This window comes from Mesorhizobium sp. C416B, from assembly GCF_030323165.1.
Classification (GTDB): Bacteria; Pseudomonadota; Alphaproteobacteria; order Rhizobiales; family Rhizobiaceae; genus Mesorhizobium.
On the sequence record NZ_CP100471.1, the window covers coordinates 5,747,106 to 5,769,535 of the forward strand.

A 22,430-nucleotide genomic window follows, 5' to 3' on the forward strand; every position below is an offset into this window, starting at 1 on the left:
CAACCGGCGGGCTGCTCGTCAATATCATTTGAGGCAGGTCAGGCCTTAATTTGTTGGGAACATTTTTTCAGGTCCGCACTTTGTTCGCCGTCTGACCAAAGGAGGCGACCTTGAAAACACGACGCATCGACAGGGAAAAGATCGAGAGGGCGGATCGAGAAGCCAAGTTGCTGTTGCAAGCGGAGCGGCATGCCAGGGAAGCCAAGACGGCGCGGCTTAGAGAACAGCGACAGTTATTGGAGGCATCGATAGCGCAGACCCCGCCCGCGCCCGCAGCGGTAAAGCCGCCGCCCCGTCAACGAAAGCCGACGCGCAAGGTAATCGAGGTGGACTGACGGTTTGGTCAGTTGACGCTTTTGCCAAGGTGGGGAGTTGATATGACAGGGCAGGAGATCCGGCAGCATGAATACCAAAGCGGTAAGTCCGGCCGTCGCCAAAGCCACGGCTGCTCGGCATGCTGGATCAAGGCCTCATCACCGGTGCGTCCGACGACGATCCTGCGAGAGCCGCTGAAAAAGGCGCCCGAGCGGGCCGAGAACCAGCGAATCCGGCTGGACACTTACGTCGGGAACAATCGCACGCGCGGACCGTTCCCCAAGCGAATCTTCACGCTCAGGATTTGCTCTTGTTGCAGCGACCGGACGAAATTCTCAACGAGGCCTCGCAAACGGTTGGTGATCCCCTTGAGCGCGACGCCGTAGGTGGGGAGGCTGAGCTAACGGGCGATCGCGCCATCCCGCGTCGTCTGGTTGTCGTCTCGAACAGGCTGGGGAACATTCGCGATCTGCAAGCCGGCGGACTTGCTGTAGGCATCGGGGATGCGTTGGCCGAGCGTGGAGGCCTATGGCTAGGAGCAAGCGCCGAGTATCAGGACTACGCCGCGAGCGACGAACCGCTGATCCGCTTGGAACGCGTGGGAAAGATCGAGACAGCTGCGCTTACCCTGCCGTATGAGGAGTATTCGCTCTATTACAATGGCTATGCCAACAGCACGCTGTGGCCGCTTTTTCATTACCGACTGGACCTCGTGAACCACCGGGCAGAGTTTCTACAGGCTTACCGGCAGATCAATGCGCGGTTCGCGAAGGCGCTCGCAGGACTGCTGTCGGGCGACGACGACCTGGTGTGGGTTCACGACTACCACCTTATCCCCTTGGCCGCCCAGTTGCGGCGGCTGGGAGTCCGGAATCGGATCGGGTTTTTTCTTCACATACCGTTCCCGCCGCCTGACCTGTTTGTAGCCACGCCCGATCATAAAGAACTCATCGATGACCTGCTTCAATATGACGTCGTGGGGTTCCAGACCGAAACGGACGTGGGGAATTTCCGGCGCTCAGTGCAGGCGGCCAACTCCATTACTTTTGATATCAATGGTTCGGCTGAGATGAACGGCCGCACGGTGTTGTCGAGATGTTTTCCGATCGGCATCGACGTCGATTCAATCGCACGCATGGCCAATGAGGCGGCGGAGGATGTGCAGATCGATTCCATGCGCCGCCAGATTCTGGGCCTCAAGCAAATCATCGGCGTCGATCGGCTGGACTACTCCAAGGGTCTCCCCGGCCGCATGCAGGCTTTCGCTCGTCTTTTGGAAAGGCATCCGGAACACGAGCGAGCGGCAACCTATTTGCAGATTGCGTCGCCGACGCGCGAGGAGGTCAGCGCCTATGCCGACATCCGGGCCCAGCTTGAGGCAACCGCCGGCGCGATCAACGGAAGATACGCGGATTTGGCTTGGACCCCGATCCGCTACATCCACCGTGCCGTATCACGCTCTCGGCTTGCTGGCCTGTTGCGCGCTAGCCAGGTCGGATTGGTCACGCCCCTGCGTGACGGAATGAACCTCGTCGCCAAGGAATACATAGCCGCGCAGGACGAAGCCGATCCCGGAGTGCTGGTATTGTCGCGTTTTGCAGGTGCGGCCGAAGAACTTGCCGAATCCTTGATCGTGAACCCGTATGCGGTCGACGAGGTTGCCGACGCGATCGCAAAAGCGCTCGCGATGCCGCTTGGGCAAAGAATTGCAAGGCATAGTGCACTGCTCAAGCGCATCACGCGCAATGACGCAGCAGAATGGCGGCGGTCATTTCTCGCCACGCTCGCGGGCGAGAACTAGCGCCTGGCATCGATGCCTGAATCAGTCCGTGTGTCACGGGTTCCCACGCGGCCATAGCCCGGCCATAACCCGGCTTGCCTAGCAGTTCGAAAGGCCTTGAAGCTGATCATGTACCTTGTCAGCCCGCATCAGAAACTTTTCGCTCGTTGCCGGAAGCGCGATAGCCCGCCTCAATCGGTGGCCTATCGAAGGTTCCACGGAACACACCGCCGGTCCGGTCGTTTGGGCTCTGATAGGAGATCTGCGATGACAAGGAACCCCACGCGAAAGGACAGTGATCTCTCTGAAAAAGAGGCAATCAAGTTGGCCGAAGTCACCGACGTGTCACCCGGGCAGGCCAAAGAGCTTGCAGCCGAGCACGGCAAAGACGGCGCCAAGAAGGAAGCAAGAAATTACAAGGCGGAGGGCTGACTATGGCGGCCAGTGGATCCGCAAACGACAGAGACGCACGAGCCACCCTCTACGCACAAGGAGCAATGGAAGCCGAGCGTAAAGCGCGGGAAGAGAAAACGGCGCGATTGCGCAAAGCCCGTTTGGCGCATGAGGCGGTCAATTCGCCTGCACCCGAGCAGAAACCGGCAGTGCCGGAAACGCCAAAGCGGGTCGCCAAACCAGGCAGCCGAAAAGCTGGAGAAGATTAGCTTCAGCTTTCTTCAGCTGTGCCGGTGGCCGGCGCCGGGGAAGAGCAGACCGTGCGGTCGATCTGCACGATAAATTTGTACTTCATCGAATGACACAAAGGAGTCCAGTGATGACGGAGCATGTGTCCCGGAAGGAAGAACAGCGTGGCACCCGAAATGTACTCGGGTGGGGCGTCGTCATTGCGGCTGTGATCTTCGTCGCACTGCTAGCCTTCTTTGTGTTCATACCCCTTTCAGGCGGATCGTGGCAGACATCGCCAGTAAAGCGCACCCCGGAACAGAACCAAGGCGGCAATGCCCCCGCCGAGACATCACCCGCGCCCGGCGTTAAAAAGAACCCGCAAGAAAATACCGAGATGCCAGGGCAGCAGTGATCGACCTTGGGCTGCGACCCAAGTTGGCCTGATCTTCCTGGTCGTCTCATCGGCGTCATGATGGGATCAGGGCCTTCTGGGCGCAGGAACCGCTGAGCTATTGAGACTGGGGTTTCGCCCACATCGAGCGCAGAAAGATTACCGCAGCAGCATCGGTCTGGCGAACGAGGCGATGACGCCATCGTGGAACTCGAGGCAAATCAAGATGCCTAGCTGCAGGCCGTTCAGTTGGGATTTTTCAGCTGCTTTGACAACAGCAGTTGCTGCTGCAGCTCAAGGGCGAGCTTCAACAGCCGTTCAGGTGTTTCCTCTTCCGCGATTTCGTCGAGCAGCGCTGCGAGTGCGTCGCCCTCAACAGGATCGCGGAATGAGTCAGGTTTGGTTTGCGGAGGTTTGGCCACGAGGATTTCTAGCAGGAATGCGGCCGTATTTGCAAGACGAAGCGAAACGCTCTTGGGGGAGGGTACCGTGGCGGGGGGCGGTCGACAGGGCGGCCTGCGGCAAACCATCGGACAATCTTAATTCATAATGCCAGACCTGTCGTTGCTGAGCACCTCCTCCATGAGTGTGTTGAGCCATTCGCTCAAGGGAAGGTCATGTCGCGACAACCGCTCCTCCAGCGCCGCCTTCAATGTCCGTTCGACGAGGCGATCGGCCGCCTGTGGGTCGCCCAGCAGCAGCCGCGCGGACAGCCTCAGTTTTGGAAGAGCGCGGAAAACGTTGTCTTCACCAAGCGCTGTTGACTGCGCGGCGAGGATCCCGGCAACCGTCCTGAACCCGGCCGGCTTGGAGAGGTTTTGGGTGTATCGGAACCGCTCCGGCAGGGTGATCTGATCGTTTCCGGAGAAGAATACGAACGGGATGCCTCTGTCCGTCAGCTCGTCGGCGAGGGGAAAAACAGTCTCACCGTTGAGGTCGATGTCCAGCACCGCCCCATCCGCTGAATCGATATATCGTCGAGCCCGGCTGACTGACGACACCGGCCCCAAAACGGTCGCCCCACAATCGCTGAAATAAGAGGCAAGTTCGCTTGCCAGCAAGAATTCGTCCTCGACGAGCAGAATTCGCATGCCTAATAACATAGCAGCCCTCCGGGCTTTAAACGGCGGTCGCGTCCATCGGTTCCGTGGCTATCGGCGGTGCGGGATGGGAATTTGAGTAGGAACGGTTTACACATTGGATCGAAATCAGCGCTGCCGCGTTGCATTTCACTGAAGCAGGACAATTGATGCAAAAGCTGCCGAGGTTCCCCATAGTCGGTATTGGCGCCTCTGCGGGCGGCATTGCCGCCATGGAGGGATTTTTTCGCGGGATGCCGTCTTCGAGCGGGATGGCGTTCGTGATCGTCACGCATCTCAGCCCGGAACGGGAAAGTCTGCTGCACGAAGTGATTGCGCTTTACACCGGAATTCCGGTTCGTGTCGCTGAAGATGGAATGGATATCCATCCTGACACCGTCTACGTGATGCCGCACAATGCGATCCTCACCATCGAAAATTCCAGCCTAAAGCTGCGCCAACCGAATTCCGTGTCCAGGGAGCGCAAGCCCATCGATATCTTTTTCAGCGCGCTGGCCGAGGATCAGGGCGAATACGCCGTCGGCGTCGTCCTGTCGGGCGGCGATTCCGACGGTACGTTGGGCATCAAGGCAATCAAGGAGCATGGCGGCCTGACGCTGGCGCAACTCTCCGACGAGTCGGGTCCGAGCAATCCCGACATGCCGCGCAGCGCGATCAGTTCCGGTCTGATCGATATCGCCATCCCGGCCGATGAGATGGGTGCGAAACTCATGGAATTTGCCCATAGCTTTGAACTGCTCGACGAGCTTGAAGCTGACGATGGCAAGGCCAGTGCTTTGAAACTCCGCAAGGGCCAGGAGGAAATCTACGCGATCCTGCGCAGCCATTCGGGACATGATTTCTCGGGCTACAAGGCCAAGACGTTCTTGCGTCGCGTCAGGCGACGCATGCAAATAACGCAGAACACCGCGATCGATGCCTATATAGAGTTGCTTCGTTCAAATGCGGAGGAAGTGCGGTCGCTGTTTCGCGATCTGCTGATCAACGTGACAAATTTCTTCCGCGATACGGACGCTTTCAAGACCCTGGAAGAGACCGTCATCCCCAAACTTTTCGAAGGCAAGGACGCCAACGATACGATCCGCGTCTGGGTGCCCGGCTGCGCAACCGGCGAGGAAGTCTTCTCGATCGGAATGCTGATGCGCGAGCATATGGATACACTTTCGGCTGTGCCGCGCATCCAGATTTTCGCCACGGACATCGATGACGCGGCGTTGGGCATCGCACGTTCGGCGCGCTATCCGGAGTCATTGCTTGCGGGCGTTTCGCCTGAACGTCGCGAACGCTTCTTCAGCAATGACGGCACAAGTTTCATCTTGAGCAAGAGCGTACGTGATCTCTGCATCTTCTCGGCGCACAGCGTCATCCGTGATCCACCCTTCTCGCGCATGGACATGGTGTCGTGCCGGAACCTGCTGATCTATTTCGGCCCCGATGTGCAAAAGCAGGTTATTCCGACCTTCCACTATTCGCTGAAGCCCGGCGGCTATCTGTTCCTTGGCACCTCCGAGAGCATAAGCCAGCATGCCGATCTGTTTGCACCGGTCGACAAGAAACAACGGATATTCAAGGCACGAGAACATACGGCGCCGCCGCGGCTGCCGATCTTGTTGAATGCTGCGCCTGCAAGCAACTTTTCCAGCGCCAATGACACTCATGCCCGCCGCGGGTTGTCTTATTCCCTAAGGCAAACCGTTGAAGCCCATGTTCTCGAACGCTACGCTCCGGCCCATGTCGTCATCAATGGTGATGGAGATGTCGTCTATTACTCGGTCAGAACCGGCAAATATCTCGAGCCGCCGCAAGGGGTGCCGAGCAGACAATTGCTCACAATGGCACGCAGCGGCCTGCGTCTGGAACTGCGCGGCGCTTTGCGGGAAGCGGCCGAAGGCCGGCGCACGGTTGTGCGCGAAGCGATAGCCATTGAAGAAGATGAAGATCGTGTCCAATTCGTCACATTGACGATCGAGCCCTTGGTTGATCGCGGCAGCGGCGAGCCGCTGTTTCTCGTCCTGTTCGAACCGGTGGGCCAGCCGCAGCCGCGGCTGGAGGCTCTAAAGGTTCGACAGCCATCCGGGATTGCTGATTTCGAGCGCGAGCTCCGCGATACGCGCGAGCGCCTGCAATCGACGATCGAAGAATATGAGACCGCATTGGAGGAGTTGAAATCTTCCAATGAGGAACTCGTCTCGGTCAACGAAGAAGCCCAGTCATCCAATGAGGAGCTTGAGGCTTCCAAGGAAGAAATGCAGTCCCTCAATGAGGAATTGAACACCATCAATGCCGAACTGGTTTCCAAGATCGAGGATCTCGATCGGGCCAACAGCGATCTGAAGAACCTGTTCGAGAGCACACAGATCGCGACTGTTTTTCTCGATACCAAGCTGGTTATCCGCAGCTTCACGCCGGCGGCGTCTTCGTTCTTCAATTTGCTGCCGACCGACATCGGAAGACCGCTTACCGATCTTGCCAGCCGGCTCGATTATCCGCACCTGCGCGACCATATTGCCCAGGTTTTCAGGGCCGGCGAGATGATCGAGCACCAGCTGCCGCGCGATAGCAACGGCATCCACTATCTCGTGCGGCTGATCCCCTACCGCGACAGCGCGCGGAAAATCCAGGGCGTGGTGGTGACCTTTGTCGATGTGACGACCATGGCTGAAGCCGAAGCCCACCAGCGGGTATTGATCTCGGAACTCAACCATCGGGTCAAGAACATGCTGGCTGTTACGGTCAGCATTGCCAGTCAGACCCTGAAAAATGCTCCCTCTTCGGAGGCTTTCGCCGAAGCGCTCATCGGTCGCCTGCGCGCCATGGCGCGGGCCTACGGAGTGCTCTCGCGCGAAAGCTGGAAAGAGGTCTCGGTCGAGGAAATCGTGCGGCAGGAAGTCGAGCCGTTCGGGCTGGAACGCATCAACACCACAGGCGAGGACATTCGGCTCAAGCCTCAGCAGGGCCTGTCGCTTGGCATGGTGATCCATGAACTTGCCACGAATGCTGGAAAATATGGCGCCTTGTCCGTGCCAAACGGCGTGGTGTCCGTGACTTGGTCGGCGTCGGATCACGGTTTTCAGCTCGAATGGTTAGAAAGCGGCGGTCCCGCTGTCAGTCCGCCTGAGAAGACGGGATTTGGTCTTTCGCTGGTGAAGGGCGAAATTGAGTATCGGCTTGGCGGAAATTTTGAAACATCTTTCGGTTCCGATGGTTTGAGCTTGCGGATTGAGTTTCCGTTTGATCATCGGGAGAGCGAAACGTGACTGCATCTCGTATCCTTGTCGTCGAAGATGAATGGCTGGTCGCGGAGGAGCACCGCGCAATCCTGGAAGAGGCCGGCTTCGCCATCGCCGGGCCAGTGCCGTCCGTTGCTCGCGCGAAAAAGCTGATCGAGAGTGAAGTCATATCTGCTGCGGTCCTGGACATTGGTCTCGGCGGCGAGACCAGCGCTGCCCTTGTCCCTCTTCTAGCGCAACGCGGAATTCCGTTTGTTTTCGTCAGTGGGTACACGGCATCCGACATCCCGCAAGATTTGCGTCATCACAAGATGCTGTCAAAACCCGTGTGGGCTGCCGCGCTGGTCGAGGCCGTGCGAAATATGCTCGGTGTTCAACCGACAGCTTTGGCAAGACACCAAGACAGCGGAACGGTGCCAACCCAACGAGAAGCCCGATAACTGCACAAAGACACTGGTTTTTCACCAGAGATGCGACGACATTCGGGTCCAGGCCCGAGCCGGCGTCGCCGGCAAGTGCCTGCGATCCGGCCGGCACGATTGGCATGCTCGCGGTCTGGCGTACTCCAGCGCTGGGCGAAAGTTCGCCACCGCGCGACGATTGGTCAGCCGTGTGAGCTTATCAAACAACGGGCAGTTCGCCCTCGGTTTTCCTCGCGTCGAATAGGACGCCAAGGCCGTAAGTGACGGCGCCAGCGGCAATCATCTCTGCCAACGCTGCGCTCGACACCGGGCAATGCGGCATGACAGCCTTGATCGCGAGTTCGGCATTCGCGATCGACACGAAATCGTGCCGTCGCTTACGGGTCTCCAGATATTGTTCGATCAACATCTGCAGTCGCCTTCTTTCTATTTCATCGCCAGCCATTGGTTCCTCCTGTAGACAGTCTGAAAGCCCACCACGCCTAAGGAGCGGTGGCCTTGGCGCCCCTTTTTGAGGACCGTGGACTCTAGTGAGGCGGGCAGCGTTGCTGACCAGGACGTCGAGACCGCCGAGGGGCGTTGCTGCTTCATCGACCAGCTTTCTGCAAAGGCCTCCATTGCGGATATCGCCGGCAAGCCTTTTGACCTGCCGCTTTTATTAGGTCCACCAGTTCGTCGGCGTCTTCCTGTTCTTCGGGGAGGTAGCCGAAAGCAACGTCCGCACGCTCGCGCGCGAATGCAATCGCCGCCGCACGACCAATACCGGAATCGCCGCCGGTTATCAGCGCTTTGCGGCCGGCAAGCCTGCCTGATCCTTTGTAGGTCGTTTCGCCGTGATCCGGGCGCGGCACCATCTTGCTGGCCAAACCCGGCCACTTCTGTTCCTGTGGCTTGAACGGCGGCTGTTGATATTGCGTCACCGGATTCTGTTTTAGCATCGGGCTCGCAGGGCCTGCTTTAGCAGGCACTGTTCCCGTATCGGCTGACGCCGTGGAAGCATAAGCGGCGAGAATTCCTCCCCCCATGCTTCCAACCACAAGTCTGCGCGCTGCGTCTGGTACATTGTCATGCTGGTCGTGGTTCATCATGGGCTCGCTTTGACGGCAGGTGACCGTTACGGAAGTGGCACCTAACCGGCCGTCGACGCGAATGTTCCCTTGTGATTGCAGTGAGTGTCGGTCGCCTTGCCCGTCTCGGCCGTGAGGCGGCATCACCACTTTGACACAACCTCCTGATTGTCGCGGAACGTCTTGTAGAGATCCGGCCCTGCTTTCAGATCGGTCCGGTGGGTAATCACAAGGAGCGATCGATTGCGCCGTTCTGGACCATGGCCAAAAGAGGTTCGAGGCAGCGTTGCGTATGCGTCTGGCCCATCCGGAAAGCCGGTCTCTTATTCATCGCCGCGCCAGACGGGATGTGATCGACCAGGCCAACACAGACGCCGTGGGGACCGAGATGGTGCCGTCCTTGCGGCAGCGATTGATTGCGTCGCGCAGCACATGCGGTCTCTGCGAATGCCAGCCCGTTTGATGGCGCGAATATTGGCTCAGTCGCTGGACGCCGACCCCGGCTCGGCCATCCTACGGTGCTGTTCGGCCAAAGTGGCTGCCGGCGTGACATGCGCGGCGGCGACCTGCAGCTTGTTTTTCCAACCGCTGACGACCTGTTCATCACCGGCCATCATCGCCTCGTAACCCGTCTTGGCGACATCGGCCGGATTGTCCTTTTCATCGGTGCCGACCTTGGTATCCATCATTTCAGCGCGCTCGAAGAATCGCGTCTGCGTGGGGCCAGGCATCAGCACGGTGACCGTCACGCCGCTATCTTTCAGCTCATGGCGGAGCGCGATCGAGAAGGAATCGATGAACGCCTTCGTGCCGTTGTAGACGGCCTGGAATGTTCCGGGCATGAAGCCGGCGATCGACCCGGTGAACAGGATGCGTCCGCGACCTCGCCGGGCCATCTTGGCGCCGAGTTCATGCGCCAGATAGACCGTTCCGGTGACATTGGTGTCGATGATCCGGCGGACTTTTCGCCAGTCCTGGTCGACGAAGCCGTTGCCGAGCCCGCGTCCCGCATTGAGAAACAACAGGTCGATATCGCGATCGCCGATCTGGGAGATCAACCGATCGGCGCCCTCGACGGTCGCCAGATCGGCCTCAATGGCTTCGACCGTTACATTGTGGGTCTCAAGTGCCTCTGCCGCCTGCCGGATAGCCGGCTCGTCGGCGGCGATGATCAGGTCGTAGCCGTCTTTAGCGCACAGCTTTGCGAGTTCCCTTCCGATGCCACTCGAGGCGCCGGTCACCACAGCGAGTTTGGCGTCCGTCATCATATCCTCCATCTTCGTGCCATCGGAACCACGAGTGGGCACAATTGTTCCGCGGCGTTTGGGCTGGATTGATCGTGCGCTGTCATGACGGTCAGGCGACGGTCGTCATCGCGGTCGTCGCGCGCATTCAGGGATGGGCCGTTGCGACAAAAACCGTTCTACGCCATGAGAACTCGCCACGGCCTACCTTCAAAAAGGCCCCCCAAACGCATGGATTGAGTACTCAGAACGGATCAGTTGAAGTTGGAACAAGTGGCCCGGTTGGAAGTTCGAACCGTGCAGCGTTGTTGCCCTCCCATGTTGATGCTGCGCGATCGGGTCATCCCCTCAGCCCGATCTGCCCGCGCTTCTCCGCGCCAAAGAGAAGCGCGGGCCCCCTCTTTTAACGGCTGTCCGGGATGGAGCGTTTTGTTACGTTGGACTAGCCGACCTCACAGGCTCGTCGTCGGTTTCGTTTGACGAGCTCTCCGAGCGCTCTAGATCATTGATGCCGGACGCAGTTGGTTCGGGCAGGGGAGGAAATCCGCGTGGCGCATCCAACGCGCGCTGTACCCCATAACGACCGTCATTTTCCGGTTGGCTGGCTGTGCTTGCTTCTGATGCTAGCCGGGTTGGCCGGATGCTCGTCTTCCAATCAGGTGGCGCAGCAATCACGAACAGCGGCCTCCGCGGCACAGACCGTATCGATGGTACTGGATGCCTGGGTGGAGGGAGCGGCACCGTCCGCCTATGCCACGGCCGCACTGCACTCGGTCGGAAAAACGCTGGCCGATGTCGAGGCGCAAATTCGATCGGCCGAGACCGCTGAACTAGCCGAGCGAGCAGGACTGACGGCAGCAGTCAACAGTTTGTCGGTGGCGGTGGCGCATGCCGAGGCGGGATTGCGGGTGAACAATCGCACTGAGGTGAAAAGCGCACAACAGGATCTTCGGGCGGCCATGCGCTCGCTCGCCGCCGCTTACACCAGCGCTTTCGGACCAAAGCCGTGAAGAAGCTTCTGGAAATATCGCTTGGCGTCGTCACCAGTGTCGGAGGTTTCCTCGAAGTCGGGTCGATGGCTACGGCGGCGCAGGCGGGTGCCGCCTTCGGATTCCAGCTAATCTGGGCCATAGTTCTCGGCACCATATGCATCATCTTTTTGGTTGAAATGGCCGGTCGGTTCGCCGCGATGAGCCATCACACGATCTCAGAGGGCATTCGTGAAAGATTTGGGTTCAACGTCTTCCTATGGCCGTTGCTCGTCGTCCTTCTCGTCAATTTCATGGTGCTGTCCGCTGAGATCGGCGGTGTGGCCATCGCACTCGAACTTGCCACCGGCATAGGCTTCCAGTGGTGGGCACTGCCGGTGGCGTTGCTGGCATGGTTGCTGCTGTGGAAAGGCACGTTTGGCTTTATCGAGAAAGGCGTTTCGGTCCTCGGCCTCGTGACGCTGTGCTTCGTGGTTGGTGCGGTGATGTTAAAGCCCGACTGGACAGCGGTCGCTGGCAGCGCCGTGCCTTCGCTGCCGGCTCACGATGCCATCAATTACTGGTTCATGGCGGCCAGCATTCTCGGCGCCTCGATATCGCCTTATCTTTTCATGTTTTATTCCTCGGGAGCTATCGAGGACAAGTGGGATGAAAGCCACCTTGGGGCCAATCGTGCCATCGCCGGGCTGGGCATGACCTTCGGTGGGACCATTTCGATCGGCGTGTTGATCGTCGCTGCTCTCGTTCTCGCGACGCACGGCATCGACCAGGTGGACGACTATCACCAACTGCCGTTGATGCTGATCCCTATATTCGGCTTCTGGGGGTTCGTTCTATTCGTTGCCTCGCTAGCCATTGCCTGTTTCGGCGCCGCACTCGAAGTCGGGTTGCAACAGGCATATCTGGTGGCACAGGGCTTTGGCTGGACGTGGGGCGAGGATCGCAAGCCGCGCGATGATCCGGGCTTCAGTGCCGTCTATACGGCATCATTGTTTTTGGCCGCCATTCCGATCATGCTTGGCCTCGACCCACTGAGGCTGACCATCTTTTCCATGGCGGTAACAGCGGCGAGCCTTCCGCTGACGGTAGTTCCATTTCTCTTCCTGCTGAATGACGAACGCTATGTCGGCGAACATCGCAACGGCATCATTTCGAATGCCGCCGTTGTCTTCATTATCGCGCTTGCCTTCGTGCTCGCCGTGGTGACGATTCCGCTGCAGATATTCGGAGGCACATGATGGAATTGATGCGTGATCTCCTGGACAAGCAGGTGTTCGACCGCCGGCGGGTCAAGATCGGCAAGGTCGACGGAGTGGTGGCCGAGTTGCGGCGGGGCAAACCACCAAGGATTGTCGCGATAGAACTCGGCTCCATCACTTTGGCGCGCCGCCTTGGCGCGCGGCCCGGGGAATGGATGGCGCAACTGGCGACGAGGGTGGGTGGCAAACGCCACGCCGAGCCACACAGGATTGCGTGGAAAAAGGTGCAGGACAACGGGCTCGACATCGAATGTGACATCGAGGTGGGCGAGACGTCGATTTTCGCCTGGCAGGACTGGTTGCGCGATCATGTCATCGGGCGCATCCCAGGAGCGTGATGATGAGGACAGTCAACCTCGAACATCTTGCCGGGCGACGCGTGCTCTCGCAGCGTGGAAAGAGCATCGGTCACATCGAAGAGATTCTCGCCGAACAGCGTGGCGACGAGCTCGTCGTTACTGAATTCCACGTTGGCATCTACGCCGCGTTCGAGCGTCTGTCGGCCTCGACCATCGGCATCGCGATGCTCGACCTGCTTCGGCTGCGCCGCCGCGACGGCCTGTACCGCATTCCCTGGGATAAACTCGATATCTCCGATCCGGCGCGACCGCGGCTGCTATGCCCGATGACCGAGCTTCCTGGATGGAAAGGGCAAAAGGACCTTCGGGAGTAGATGGCTACGGCTCGGGAGGGCTAAGGCGCCGGCATTTTGCCGGCGAACAGCCGTTCGCGCAGATGGCGCCTCCGCAAAGATTACTGCAGGTTCTTGCGAAGGAAGATGCGGGCCTGTCCTGGAATAACGAATTCGACTTTGCCGAATTCCTCAAACCCATGAAGCCGGTAAAATTGAGGCGCCTGGAAACTGCTCGTCTCGACGACGGCTCTCTTGCATCCGCGCCTAATGGCTTCCTCCTCGATCGCCATAAGAAGCTGTGATCCATAGGATCGGCCACGCAATTTTTCAGGCAAGAAGAACATGTCGAGAAACAGGAGCCCCAGTTCCGTTCTGCCCGAATTCCAGCCCAGATCTTTCCCGAGGGGTCGGTAAGCTCCGCGCCGATCACTGCCCGGTCATCGATTCCGGTTTGTTCGATATTTTGTCGGTAGAGCGCAGCGGCCGCCTGCGTTCGTGCATCCCCGTTGTGAGCCAGAGCGATTGTAAATCCTTCGGGTTGAGCCGGCATGCCTTCTGCTCCCGCGTCGGAATGGTCTTGAGATTCAACCGTCAGATTAACATCAAGGCGCCCGGTTCGGTCTCAGCTCTGATCGCCGCTTCTGTTGTAACCCGTCTTGCCCACATTCCGCATCGCGATCCGCGTCGGATGCATGCAGCCGCGCCCGACATATCGCTTTGGTGTTGAACAAAGCCCATCCTGCCTTGTCAGGTCTCATCACAATTCGTGCGCCGGCAAGAGTATCCACCTCGACGAAGGCTGCTGCGGATCACAATCCATTACGCCGGGAACAATGAGAAAAACCTGTCGTTGGGAAAGCGATCGCAATTCGGCGATTCAAACACGGAGACTCCAATGTTGAAGAAAATTCTAGCCGCGTCGGTGCTAACTATTGCCTTGGCCGGTTCCGCCCTGGCGCAGACAAATGGAACGGGTGCTGGCGGCACGGCTGGCACTGGTAATGGAACTGGTACTGGAACTGTTGGCAGCGGCGGCGCCGCTGGCAATGGCACTGGCAGCGGGAATGCGACCGTGCCAACCGATCCGAATTCCACAAACTCGACTACAAGATCGAACGGCATGACCGACCGTTGCAAGGACGCCGCAGGCAATGACATCGATAACAACACTGCAAGTGGCGCAACGACCTCGACCGTGCAAAATTGCAACAAGTAGCCGATAGACCTAGCGGCTTCGGCCGCCCGAAGGCCCGCCATCAAGACAATGGCGGGCCTCCGAGTACGTGCCTCGCATGGCTGGATACATAGGAGCACATGTGTCCAAAGAGACCCGGCGGGCCAAACTCGATCGCTTAGCAGCCTCGATTCCGAAGCACGAATTCGAATTCCTAATGAAGATTGCAAAGCTAAGCCGTCATGACCTACTTGGCCTGATCGCTAAACACGATGGCGGCAGGGACAAGGTCTATAGGGACCTTGCGGCCCACTTGGCAGCAACTGAGGCCGCCCTGGAGCCCGTACATGAGGCGGCAGCTGACGACGGCCAAACAGCTGGAGCATCTCCAGCCACGAACTCGCCCGCCGGCAAGTAGCGGCGAAGATCATTTCGGTGCCAGCCCTGACGCTCCATGGAAGCGACGACCGTGTCGTCCTTCTAAAGTCTTCGAATGGGTTGGACGAGCATTTCACCGCGCCTTACCAACGAGAACTGCTGGATACGGCAAGCGGGAGGCGCTTTAAGTCAGGCCCGCCATTCAGGTTCATCGGACATGCCGGAACCTGAAGCGCCGCCGCGCATTTCGTCTCCAGGCATGACCGATCTTGCGGCAATCGCCAGGGAGAAATTCAGATGCAAACTTCAGGCGCAACTTCACAGCAAGACCTTGGCCGATTGGCCATAGAACCGTTTTCCGGCACGGTGACGGTGCGGTTTTCCGACGCCATCGTCGCAGCTACGGAGCGGGCGAAGGTCCTGCGTGAAGACGGGCACGAGCCCGTTTTCTATATCCCCTTCGAGGACATCTATTTCGATCTTTTCGAAAAGACCGACACCACCACCTGGTGCCCGCTCAAAGGCACCGCAAGCTACTGGCGTGTCCACGCCGTCGGCAGTTCTTCCGATGATTTCATGTGGGCCTACGAAACGCCCGATGCGGCTGCTCTGGCTATTGCAGGTCACGGCGCTTTCGATCCGGAAAAGGCCCGTATCGATGTCGACCCTGCCGAGGACAAGCGACACACGCCACATATCGTCGAATAGGTTTCATCAGGCAGAGTCAATCACGGTAACGACAGGCGCGATGAGCATTTTCTACCAGGCGGCAAAGATTGCGGAGGAGGTTCACGCGTCGCAGCGCGACAAGACCGGGCGGCCCTACATCGAGCATTGCCGCCGTGTCGTCGACGCTGTCGAGACAATCGATCAGAAGACTGTTGCCTACCTTCATGACGTTCTGGAGAAAGGCGAGGGCTGGACCCGCGCCAAGCTCGAAGAAGCAGGCTTCGGACCGACAATTACCGCGGCGGTCGATGCCATGTCGCGCAGGCCGGATGAGGAGTATTTCGCCTTTGTCCGGCGGGCTGCGTCGAACCCAGTGGCGCTCCCCGTAAAACGCGCCGATCTGAAGGACAACATCTGGCAGTCGAGGCAGGTCGGAGCGTCGGCGGCCAAATATGAAGAGGGCCTTCGCATACTTGACCAAGAGTTCTCCCGACAATAGTGCGCGCCCGGCGCTGGCATTGCATCTGCCGAAGCAGCCATCGCCTGCGAGAGCTTGCGGCGCACAGCACGTTTCGGCTCTCCTGGCCGTCAGTTTTTCCGCGCCGGCGTGCGCCTGAGGGTCCTCGCCTGGACCATGGAACGTGTGTTCGGGTCAAAGCTCCTCCGGAGATGGACCGCAGCGTCCCGAAAAGGAGTAACGGCCGGCTCGGAATCAGGAACTCCTCCGGCACCGGTGCGTTGACCAGCAAGCCGGGACGAGTTCCCGGCGTCCGCGGGTGGCGGGCGAGCCGCCGCCGGACCCGAACTTCTGCACAATGAAAGGTAAGGCCATGGGCTTCTTTTCGAAGGACATCAAGACACTCGACGATCTCTTCGTGCACACGCTGCGCGACATCTATTACGCCGAAAAGCAGATCGAGAAAGCGCTGCCGAAGATGATCGGCAAGGCAACCGATCCGCAATTGAAGGCCGGATTCGAAAAACACCTCGAGCAGACCAAAGGCCATATCGAGCGCGTCGAACAGGTGTTCGAATTGCATGGCGTCAAGGCCAAGGAGGTCAACTGCCCGGCGATAGACGGCATTCTGGAGGAAGCCGACGATGTGAGCGGCGACGTCGACGACAAGGAGGTTCTAGACGCGGCGCTGATAGCGTCGGCGCAGGCGGTCGAACACTATGAGATGACCAGATATGGCACGCTCATCGCCTGGGCCAAGCAGCTTGGCCGCAGTGACTGCGCCAACGTATTGGCCAAGAACCTGAAAGAAGAGCAGGCGACCGATCGCAAGCTCACCGAAATGGCGGAAAGCAAGATCAACATGCAGGCTGCCGAGTAGACCGTCCCAGGTCATGATGAGATTGGTTGAAATCTCGTCATGACCTAACGCTGTTGGAGCATGATTTTTTCCAAAGCCGGCACCAATGCTGCGTTGAGTCGATCTCTATCGTTGTCCACGGAACTTTCATGACGGGCGAATCTGCCATCACTCGCGATCTGCCGACGAGTGTAAAATCGTCTTTCGGCGTTGCGTTGAGCACGGCGCCGATGGAAGCAAAGGCTGCCGACACGTTGCCGGCCGATGCTGGCCGGTGGCAATACGAACCCAAATGGGACGGGTTCCGCTGCCTGGCCTTTAAAGCCGGCGCGGCCGTGGAGTTGCGTGCAAAATCCGGCAAGCCGTTAGGGCGGTATTTCCCGGAAGTCGTCGCGATGTTGCATGAACTGAAAACAAAAGAGTTCGTGGTCGATGGTGAGATCGTGATCGAAATTGCAGGCTCTCTTTCTTTCGACGCCTTGCAGATGCGGCTGCATCCGGCGGAAAGCAGGATCCGGAAACTGTCGGTCGCGACGCCGGCAAAGCTGATCCTCTTTGACATGTTGGCGACCTCCGAGGGCGCCTTGATGCAACAGGCGCTCTCGGTTCGGCGCGCTGCACTCGAACTGTTCGTAAAGTCGGCCGGGCGAAAGGATCTCGAACTGTCTCGGGCAACGCTTGATTTGGCGGCGGCAGGCAGATGGCTTGGCCAATCCGGACAAGGTTCGACCGACGGGGTCGTTGCCAAGCTTCTCGATGACGAATATCGGCCCGGCGAGCGCGCCATGGTCAAAGTCAAGCGCCTGCGCACGGCCGATTGTGTCGTCGGAGGGTTCCGCTACCTGGCGAATTCGCGTGAAGTCGGCTCCCTGTTGCTTGGCCTGTACAATGACCAGGGGCAACTCGACCATGTCGGGTTCACTTCGACGATCGCCCGGGAGGACAGGGCCAAGCTTACGCGACAACTTGAAGCTTTGCGATCGGCTCCTGGCTTCACGGGAAAAGCGCCGGGCGGTCCCAGTCGGTGGAGCACGGAAAGAAGCGGACAATGGGAGCCATTGCGGCCCGAACTGGTGGCGGAGGTGCGGTTCGATCATGTCACCGGCGATCGTTTCCGTCATGGCACCAAATTTCTGCGATGGCGTCCTGACAAAAGCCCGAAGCAATGCACGTTCGAACAGATACTTGGAAAATGAGGCTTGGCGAGGCGTCGACAGGTCCACACCATCGAGACCAAATCCGTCAAGCATTCGGCGCAGCCAAATCCAGTCGCATTTCACTGGCGATCTTGAACCCGGCGGCGAGATAAACGCCTTTGCAGGAGGATGCCGGACCAAACTCGTTGTTCAGTCTGTCACCACGCCTCGCTTTGGCGGATCACGGTTCTCGTCCGGATTAGGAACTGGCACTTCGTCGGGAAGAAGATCCGGCTCAGGCTCGCGTATGTCCGGCGTCCACGTCGGCGCATCCACTGGCGGCTCTTCGGTTGGCTCTGGTTTGGGGGGCACATCTATTCTCCGGGTTTCGCTTGGGCGTGGGGTTCGGCCCGCCACCGGTCGCGCGTCGCCGCGTCTGGAGGCGAAAGGGTCTTTTCACACCCCATGTATTTTTACCGATGGCCAGCGGTCCTGGGGCTTGTCGGCGCCCGATCAGAGTCCTGCGTTCCGGCTCCTTTGAGCGCAATGTTGGCATCCGCTGCCTCTGGCTCTTTGAGGACTGCCCTGTCGACGTTCTTGATCTCGGCCAAGGCATCGTCCTTGGTGGCCAACGGGCAACCGCGAGAATTGTTCCGAGCGATTTAGGGCGGCTGGGGCTGCTGTGCGGACCTTCTGGCTGGGCAGTTATCAACTATGCTGTCTTGCGTTTCGGTGAGGCTCTCTTTGTGGATCTCGCCAGCCCTTCCTGTTTGAGGCTCTTCTTCAGCACCTCAGCGAGGTTGATGACATTCTCCTGTGGCCTTGGTGCGGGCTTCGGCAGCTTCTTGCCTTTGCGCTTTGCATCGATCATGGCGATCAGCGCGTCTTCATAGGTGTCTTCAAATTTCGAGGGATCGAAGGTCGTCACTTTTTTGTCAATAAGCATGCCGGCGATTTCGAGCAGATCGGGGTCGTATTTCTGCTTGGCCAATCCATCGAACACAGTGCTTTCCGAAACCATTTCATTGTGGTTGCGAAGCTCGGTCATCACCATCCCCTTGCCATAGGGCTGAATCAGCACTTCGCGGCCGCGCTGGTAGAGCACCACGCAGGATCGAGCGGCCACGCCCTTGTTCTTCATGGCATCGCGGATCACTCCGTATGCTTCGATTGCGGCGCCGTCGGCCGGGATCAGATAGTAGGGCTTCTCGAGATAGCGCGTATCGATATCGTCAATCGATACGAATTCGCCGACTTCGAGCGTGTGCTTCGACGTCAGCTTCAACGCCTTTATGTCGTCAGGTTCGATCTGGAGAAATTCGTCCTTTTCGATCTCGAAACCCTTCACCTGATCCGCTGCATCCACCAGCTTTCCGGTCTCCTCGTCGGCGTAGACGCTCCTGACCGGCAGACCGTCCTTGCGGTTCAAAATCTTGAAATGGATCTTGGATGCTTCGCTGGTTGCGCCGACAATCTTCACGCCGCAGGTAACCGAACCAACCTTCAAAAAGCCCTTCCAGGCAGCACGTGGCGCGGCCATTTTGCGCTTATCCCGTTTCCAGCTAGGGCAACGCGTTTCCGTTCGAATTGTTCCTGCGGCGGGGGCTCGGTGCACCGTGAATGTCCGGTAGGGGGAAATCCTGTCGGTCTCGACAGCGATTTTCATCGGCACGGTGCATCTTTTGGCAACCTGTCGGCGTTGGAAGTGAGCCCATTTGCCGAGGTGAGTTCCATGAAAGTGTCGACGAGGGACGATTTGAAAACCGAGGCGCAGCTCTCGGAAGACGCTGACCTCATCGTAAATCGTACAGTCCATTTCGTCGGAGTATGGATTGAGGAGCATGTGATCGAAAAGCCTGCTCTCATGCGGAAGGGCGTCGATGCCGCAGAGGAACTCGCAAGCCAATGCATCGCGGATGCAGACGAGGAAGGCATCGCCCCCGAGGACATTCAGGACGAAGTCGGGGACCTCAAGGAGTACATTGCCGAGATGATCGTGGAGCAAGGCGGTCGCGGCTCTGCAGTTAATTCTGAACCAGACATGAGCTACTTCTGCGCAACGGCCTCGGCGCCGCAGCTTCGCGTTGACCGGCTATATCGCCGCTCCAAGTCCAACAAGAGCATCATTGTTGAGAGGAACAAGTCATCGATCCCGCCCACTGGATAGCATTCGTGGGAACGGTCGTCCTGCTGCAGATGCCGCCCGGGCCGGATAGCATGCTGGTGACGGCGCGCGGCATAGGGCAGGGACGCAGGGTTGCGCTGTTCACGGTATTGGGGATGACGGCCGGCGCCGGCATGGTTCAGCTTCCTCTCATAGCGTTCGGTGTTTCGTCTCTCGTGCGAACCTCCCCACTAGCTTTTGGAGCACTGCAATGGCTTGGGGCGGCGTATCTCGTATGGCTCGGGCTAGGGCTGGTCTTCACGAAGCCGGAAACACAGGCCCGGCCGGATACGGCCCCGATCAAGGCCGTCGCCGCGGCACGGGAAGGCATGATTGCCAATCTGTTCAATCCGTGGCCCATCACGTTTATGGTAGCGTTCCTGCCTCAGTTCGTTGATCCGCATGGGAGTTCCGTGACGCTTCAACTGTTGCTGCTGGGAGCAACTCAGAAAATGACGGGCGTGTTGGTGTTGGGGACCTATGCCGTGGCCTCCGGCAGCATAGGCGCCTGGATCCTGAAGCGCCCTCGTGTGCGGCTTTGGCAGCAGCGGATCGCCGGCTTCTTCATTGTTGGCCTTGGGTTCGGAATGGCCTTTGGCGGCGGCGCAAGCCGTTAAGTTGCCGGCCGGCGCCTGCATCCGCAGGAACCGAAAGCGCACCATGAACATTGTCAGACAGGCAGGAGAGTGTCATGCAAGTCGTTCGGACCGAAGTGGTGAATGCCAGGGCGCCAGACGGGCAGTCGGTTCGCCGGGTGATATTTTGCGGCGAGGGCGGCGACTGCGTTACGGTGGACATGGCAAACGTCGGGATACAAGCTGAAGATGACGTGCTTGCCCGCGCAAAGGCAATCCTGGTCCAGACAGCGACCTTTGATCTCGCAGCCAATGAATATGACGCGAGCAGCAACGGCAATTTCGACCAGGTCGAGATAACCTCTGCAAGCGACGGCGCCGGCGACGTATATGTCTTTGAGTATCGCGATGGCGAAACCAGCCGACGCATACCGCCGTCGAGGATGGCGAGCCTTGAGGCGGCCCGGTCCGAAGCTATCCGCTGCGCAATCGATCTTCTCGCCGACCTGCAGCCTGGCACGGACGCTCTGTCCGGCTGGCTTGTGAGGGTATCCAACGAAAACGGTGAATTGCTTTACACTGTTGATGTGGCTGAGGCCGATGCAGCGCGGCAGGCAGGCCAGTAACCCAAACCCGACGGAATCCACCAGTGGCCGCCCAAGGATTGATTCACGGACCAATAGGCGACGATGGCCTGCATCTGTGCGTCGACATGCAGCGCCTGTTTGCGCCGGGTGGACCTTGGCCCGTGCCGTGGGCTGAAAAGGTGGTCCCGGCGATCGAAGAACTGGTCGCCAGACATGCCAGCCGTACCCTGTTCACGCGCTTCATTCCTGCCGCCCGCCCGGGCGAGGCGCCGGGAATGTGGGCAAACTACTATCGTCGGTGGGCGGAGGTAACCCTTTCCAACATCGATCCGCGCCTGATCGAGCTGATGCCTCAACTTGCACGATTTGTACCGCCGGCGACGGTGGTCGACAAACATGTCTATTCGCCCTGGACCGAGGGGCGGCTCGACGCGCTGCTGAGTGGCTCCGGCGTGCGTGCGCTCGTGATCACCGGTGGCGAAACCGACGTTTGCGTTCTCGCGACCGTGCTTGGCGCCATCGATCGTGGCTTTCGCGTCATTCTCGTCACCGATGCCATCTGCAGCTCTGCCGACCAGACCCATGACGCACTGATGGAAGTCTACCATTCCCGCTTCAGTGAGCAGATTGAGGCGGCCAGCATGGCGGAGGTGTTGGAGTGTTGGCCACAACTCACTCGCTGATCTGGGGGGCTTCAAGTGAAAGGGCCGACAATCGTCATTCTGGTCGGGCGGACTGTTTCAGTTGGCGGACGGCACTACAGTGAACCGGAAAACGTATATGAACGGCACGATTGCCTGATCTGCTCGCTCGCGTGAATCAGTGTCTGGAAGCGTACAAAGCCTTGCAGAGCTATCGACAGCGCGGCCAACCGTCATAGAATGGACAGGATACAGCGTCGAAGACTCGATGCCGGCATCTAGCAATCTTTGCGAGACATCCGGCGCCTCTGCCGTCGGCCTTCCGCTGGGAGGGTGATTTGCTGAAAAGCGAAGTCATTGACCTTGAAACCTAGTCGCTGGCAATCGCGCTGACGACATTGTGTCGACGGCGTTTGCGGTCGATGGAATCCGCGCAAGTTTCCTGAGTGTCGCTGCGACGACGAGGAATTGTCGGGCTTATGGTCCATGCCATGTCCGGCAAGAAAATTGCCGTGAGCTTCGACCACCGGGTGGCTGCCTCGCCTTCCGAGTTGCGCAACGCAATTCATGCCTCTCTGGCAATGGCAAACGGCTATGACGTGTCGTGGTCGGCTGAAGCACGATAAATCCACAACCGCATCATGAAAATCCGGCGTTCAAACCAAGGCGCAACCGTCGGCCTGGAATTCACGGCACGATGGAACAAAATTGAAGATGCCGCGTTTGGGGTCTTGC

Annotated in this window: 24 protein-coding genes and 1 pseudogene; 18 read left to right on the forward strand and 7 right to left on the reverse strand. The window is 59.0% G+C overall.

Annotated elements, in window-relative coordinates; translation table 11 throughout:
- Positions 1–110 precede the first annotated feature (110 nt).
- The 3 genes from NLY43_RS27965 (at position 111) to NLY43_RS27975 (ending at position 3,131) form a co-directional block, all read left to right on the forward strand.
- A complete protein-coding gene (locus NLY43_RS27965; RefSeq protein ID WP_023712192.1) occupies positions 111–335 on the forward strand; it encodes a hypothetical protein in 225 nt (74 codons plus the stop codon).
- Between the two features lie 290 nt (positions 336–625).
- Entirely contained in the window at positions 626–2,116 is a 1,491-nt protein-coding gene (locus tag NLY43_RS27970) for an alpha,alpha-trehalose-phosphate synthase (UDP-forming) (RefSeq protein ID WP_023712191.1), read from the forward strand.
- A 751-nt stretch (positions 2,117–2,867) separates the two neighbouring features.
- On the forward strand, positions 2,868–3,131 hold the full coding sequence (locus tag NLY43_RS27975) for a hypothetical protein (RefSeq protein WP_023681159.1): 264 nt from the start codon (positions 2,868–2,870) through the stop codon (positions 3,129–3,131).
- Between the two features lie 224 nt (positions 3,132–3,355).
- Here the strand turns inward: NLY43_RS27975 and NLY43_RS27980 are convergent, their stop codons facing one another.
- Positions 3,356–3,532: a hypothetical protein gene (locus NLY43_RS27980; RefSeq protein WP_023681160.1), complete on the reverse strand. Its 177-nt coding sequence runs from the start codon at positions 3,530–3,532 to the stop codon at positions 3,356–3,358.
- Positions 3,533–3,649: 117 nt separating this feature from the next.
- Positions 3,650–4,213 carry a response regulator gene (locus NLY43_RS27985; RefSeq protein WP_023712189.1) on the reverse strand — a complete coding sequence of 188 codons (564 nt, stop codon included), beginning with the start codon at positions 4,211–4,213 and terminating at the stop codon, positions 3,650–3,652.
- 146 nt (positions 4,214–4,359) lie between these two features.
- On the opposite strand from NLY43_RS27985, the gene NLY43_RS27990 reads away from it, so the two are divergent.
- Both NLY43_RS27990 and NLY43_RS27995 read left to right on the forward strand, forming a co-directional pair.
- Positions 4,360–7,467 (forward strand): CheR family methyltransferase, encoded by a 3,108-nt coding sequence (locus NLY43_RS27990; protein WP_031199513.1) that lies wholly within the window; start codon positions 4,360–4,362, stop codon positions 7,465–7,467.
- The gene (locus NLY43_RS27995; RefSeq protein WP_023700039.1) at positions 7,464–7,880 is read left to right on the forward strand and encodes a response regulator; all 417 of its coding nucleotides are present in this window, start codon (positions 7,464–7,466) and stop codon (positions 7,878–7,880) included. The genes NLY43_RS27990 and NLY43_RS27995 overlap by 4 nt, the downstream gene beginning before the upstream one ends.
- 181 nt (positions 7,881–8,061) lie before the next feature.
- Here the strand turns inward: NLY43_RS27995 and NLY43_RS28000 are convergent, their stop codons facing one another.
- The 3 genes and pseudogenes from NLY43_RS28000 to NLY43_RS28010 form a co-directional block, all read right to left on the reverse strand.
- Positions 8,062–8,307, reverse strand: coding sequence for a hypothetical protein (locus NLY43_RS28000; RefSeq protein ID WP_023712187.1), 246 nt, complete (start codon positions 8,305–8,307; stop codon positions 8,062–8,064).
- Between the two features lie 90 nt (positions 8,308–8,397).
- A pseudogene (locus NLY43_RS28005) lies at positions 8,398–8,800 on the reverse strand (SDR family NAD(P)-dependent oxidoreductase); the annotation flags it as partial.
- Positions 8,801–9,408: 608 nt separating this feature from the next.
- The gene (locus NLY43_RS28010) at positions 9,409–10,194 is read right to left on the reverse strand and encodes an SDR family NAD(P)-dependent oxidoreductase (protein ID WP_031199512.1); all 786 of its coding nucleotides are present in this window, start codon (positions 10,192–10,194) and stop codon (positions 9,409–9,411) included.
- A gap of 527 nt (positions 10,195–10,721) precedes the next feature.
- Here NLY43_RS28010 and NLY43_RS28015 point away from each other — a divergent pair.
- The 4 genes from NLY43_RS28015 to NLY43_RS28030 are packed head-to-tail and all read left to right on the forward strand — an operon-like array spanning position 10,722 to position 13,094.
- Positions 10,722–11,183, forward strand: a complete 462-nt coding sequence (locus tag NLY43_RS28015; RefSeq protein WP_245264003.1) for a hypothetical protein — start codon at positions 10,722–10,724, stop codon at positions 11,181–11,183.
- Positions 11,180–12,400 carry an NRAMP family divalent metal transporter gene (locus NLY43_RS28020; protein WP_023712183.1) on the forward strand — a complete coding sequence of 407 codons (1,221 nt, stop codon included), beginning with the start codon at positions 11,180–11,182 and terminating at the stop codon, positions 12,398–12,400. The genes NLY43_RS28015 and NLY43_RS28020 overlap by 4 nt, the downstream gene beginning before the upstream one ends.
- A complete protein-coding gene (locus NLY43_RS28025; RefSeq protein ID WP_245260251.1) occupies positions 12,397–12,759 on the forward strand; it encodes a hypothetical protein in 363 nt (120 codons plus the stop codon). Before NLY43_RS28020 ends, NLY43_RS28025 begins: the two co-directional genes overlap by 4 nt.
- A gap of 2 nt (positions 12,760–12,761) precedes the next feature.
- On the forward strand, positions 12,762–13,094 hold the full coding sequence (locus NLY43_RS28030) for a hypothetical protein (RefSeq protein ID WP_023736049.1): 333 nt from the start codon (positions 12,762–12,764) through the stop codon (positions 13,092–13,094).
- An 80-nt stretch (positions 13,095–13,174) separates the two neighbouring features.
- Here the strand turns inward: NLY43_RS28030 and NLY43_RS28035 are convergent, their stop codons facing one another.
- Positions 13,175–13,399, reverse strand: coding sequence for a GNAT family N-acetyltransferase (locus tag NLY43_RS28035; RefSeq protein ID WP_245264005.1), 225 nt, complete (start codon positions 13,397–13,399; stop codon positions 13,175–13,177).
- Positions 13,400–13,950: 551 nt separating this feature from the next.
- Between NLY43_RS28035 and NLY43_RS28040 the strand changes: the two genes are divergently transcribed.
- From NLY43_RS28040 to NLY43_RS28060, 5 genes are all read left to right on the forward strand, one after another.
- Positions 13,951–14,271: a hypothetical protein gene (locus NLY43_RS28040; RefSeq protein WP_084561182.1), complete on the forward strand. Its 321-nt coding sequence runs from the start codon at positions 13,951–13,953 to the stop codon at positions 14,269–14,271.
- Between the two features lie 633 nt (positions 14,272–14,904).
- Positions 14,905–15,315, forward strand: coding sequence for a DUF427 domain-containing protein (locus tag NLY43_RS28045; RefSeq protein ID WP_031199506.1), 411 nt, complete (start codon positions 14,905–14,907; stop codon positions 15,313–15,315).
- Positions 15,316–15,355: 40 nt separating this feature from the next.
- Complete coding sequence (locus NLY43_RS28050) at positions 15,356–15,775, forward strand: HD domain-containing protein (RefSeq protein ID WP_023696314.1); 420 nt, start codon at positions 15,356–15,358, stop codon at positions 15,773–15,775.
- A 331-nt stretch (positions 15,776–16,106) separates the two neighbouring features.
- Entirely contained in the window at positions 16,107–16,613 is a 507-nt protein-coding gene (locus NLY43_RS28055) for a YciE/YciF ferroxidase family protein (RefSeq protein ID WP_023668075.1), read from the forward strand.
- Positions 16,614–16,741: 128 nt separating this feature from the next.
- Positions 16,742–17,788 (forward strand): ATP-dependent DNA ligase, encoded by a 1,047-nt coding sequence (locus NLY43_RS28060; RefSeq protein ID WP_023712180.1) that lies wholly within the window; start codon positions 16,742–16,744, stop codon positions 17,786–17,788.
- Positions 17,789–18,440: 652 nt separating this feature from the next.
- Here the strand turns inward: NLY43_RS28060 and ku are convergent.
- Complete coding sequence (gene ku / locus NLY43_RS32660) at positions 18,441–19,733, reverse strand: non-homologous end joining protein Ku (protein WP_348529095.1); 1,293 nt, start codon at positions 19,731–19,733, stop codon at positions 18,441–18,443.
- A gap of 167 nt (positions 19,734–19,900) precedes the next feature.
- Between ku and NLY43_RS28070 the strand changes: the two genes are divergently transcribed.
- The 4 genes from NLY43_RS28070 to NLY43_RS28085 all read left to right on the forward strand — a co-directional run bounded on the left by NLY43_RS28070 (position 19,901) and on the right by NLY43_RS28085 (position 22,321).
- The gene (locus tag NLY43_RS28070; RefSeq protein ID WP_023712178.1) at positions 19,901–20,509 is read left to right on the forward strand and encodes a LysE family translocator; all 609 of its coding nucleotides are present in this window, start codon (positions 19,901–19,903) and stop codon (positions 20,507–20,509) included.
- A gap of 98 nt (positions 20,510–20,607) precedes the next feature.
- A complete protein-coding gene (locus NLY43_RS28075) occupies positions 20,608–21,093 on the forward strand; it encodes a DUF6894 family protein (protein WP_156933725.1) in 486 nt (161 codons plus the stop codon).
- 23 nt (positions 21,094–21,116) lie between these two features.
- A complete protein-coding gene (locus tag NLY43_RS28080) occupies positions 21,117–21,737 on the forward strand; it encodes a cysteine hydrolase family protein (protein ID WP_023687850.1) in 621 nt (206 codons plus the stop codon).
- A 449-nt stretch (positions 21,738–22,186) separates the two neighbouring features.
- Positions 22,187–22,321 (forward strand): hypothetical protein, encoded by a 135-nt coding sequence (locus tag NLY43_RS28085; RefSeq protein ID WP_280790991.1) that lies wholly within the window; start codon positions 22,187–22,189, stop codon positions 22,319–22,321.
- Positions 22,322–22,430: the final 109 nt, after the last annotated feature.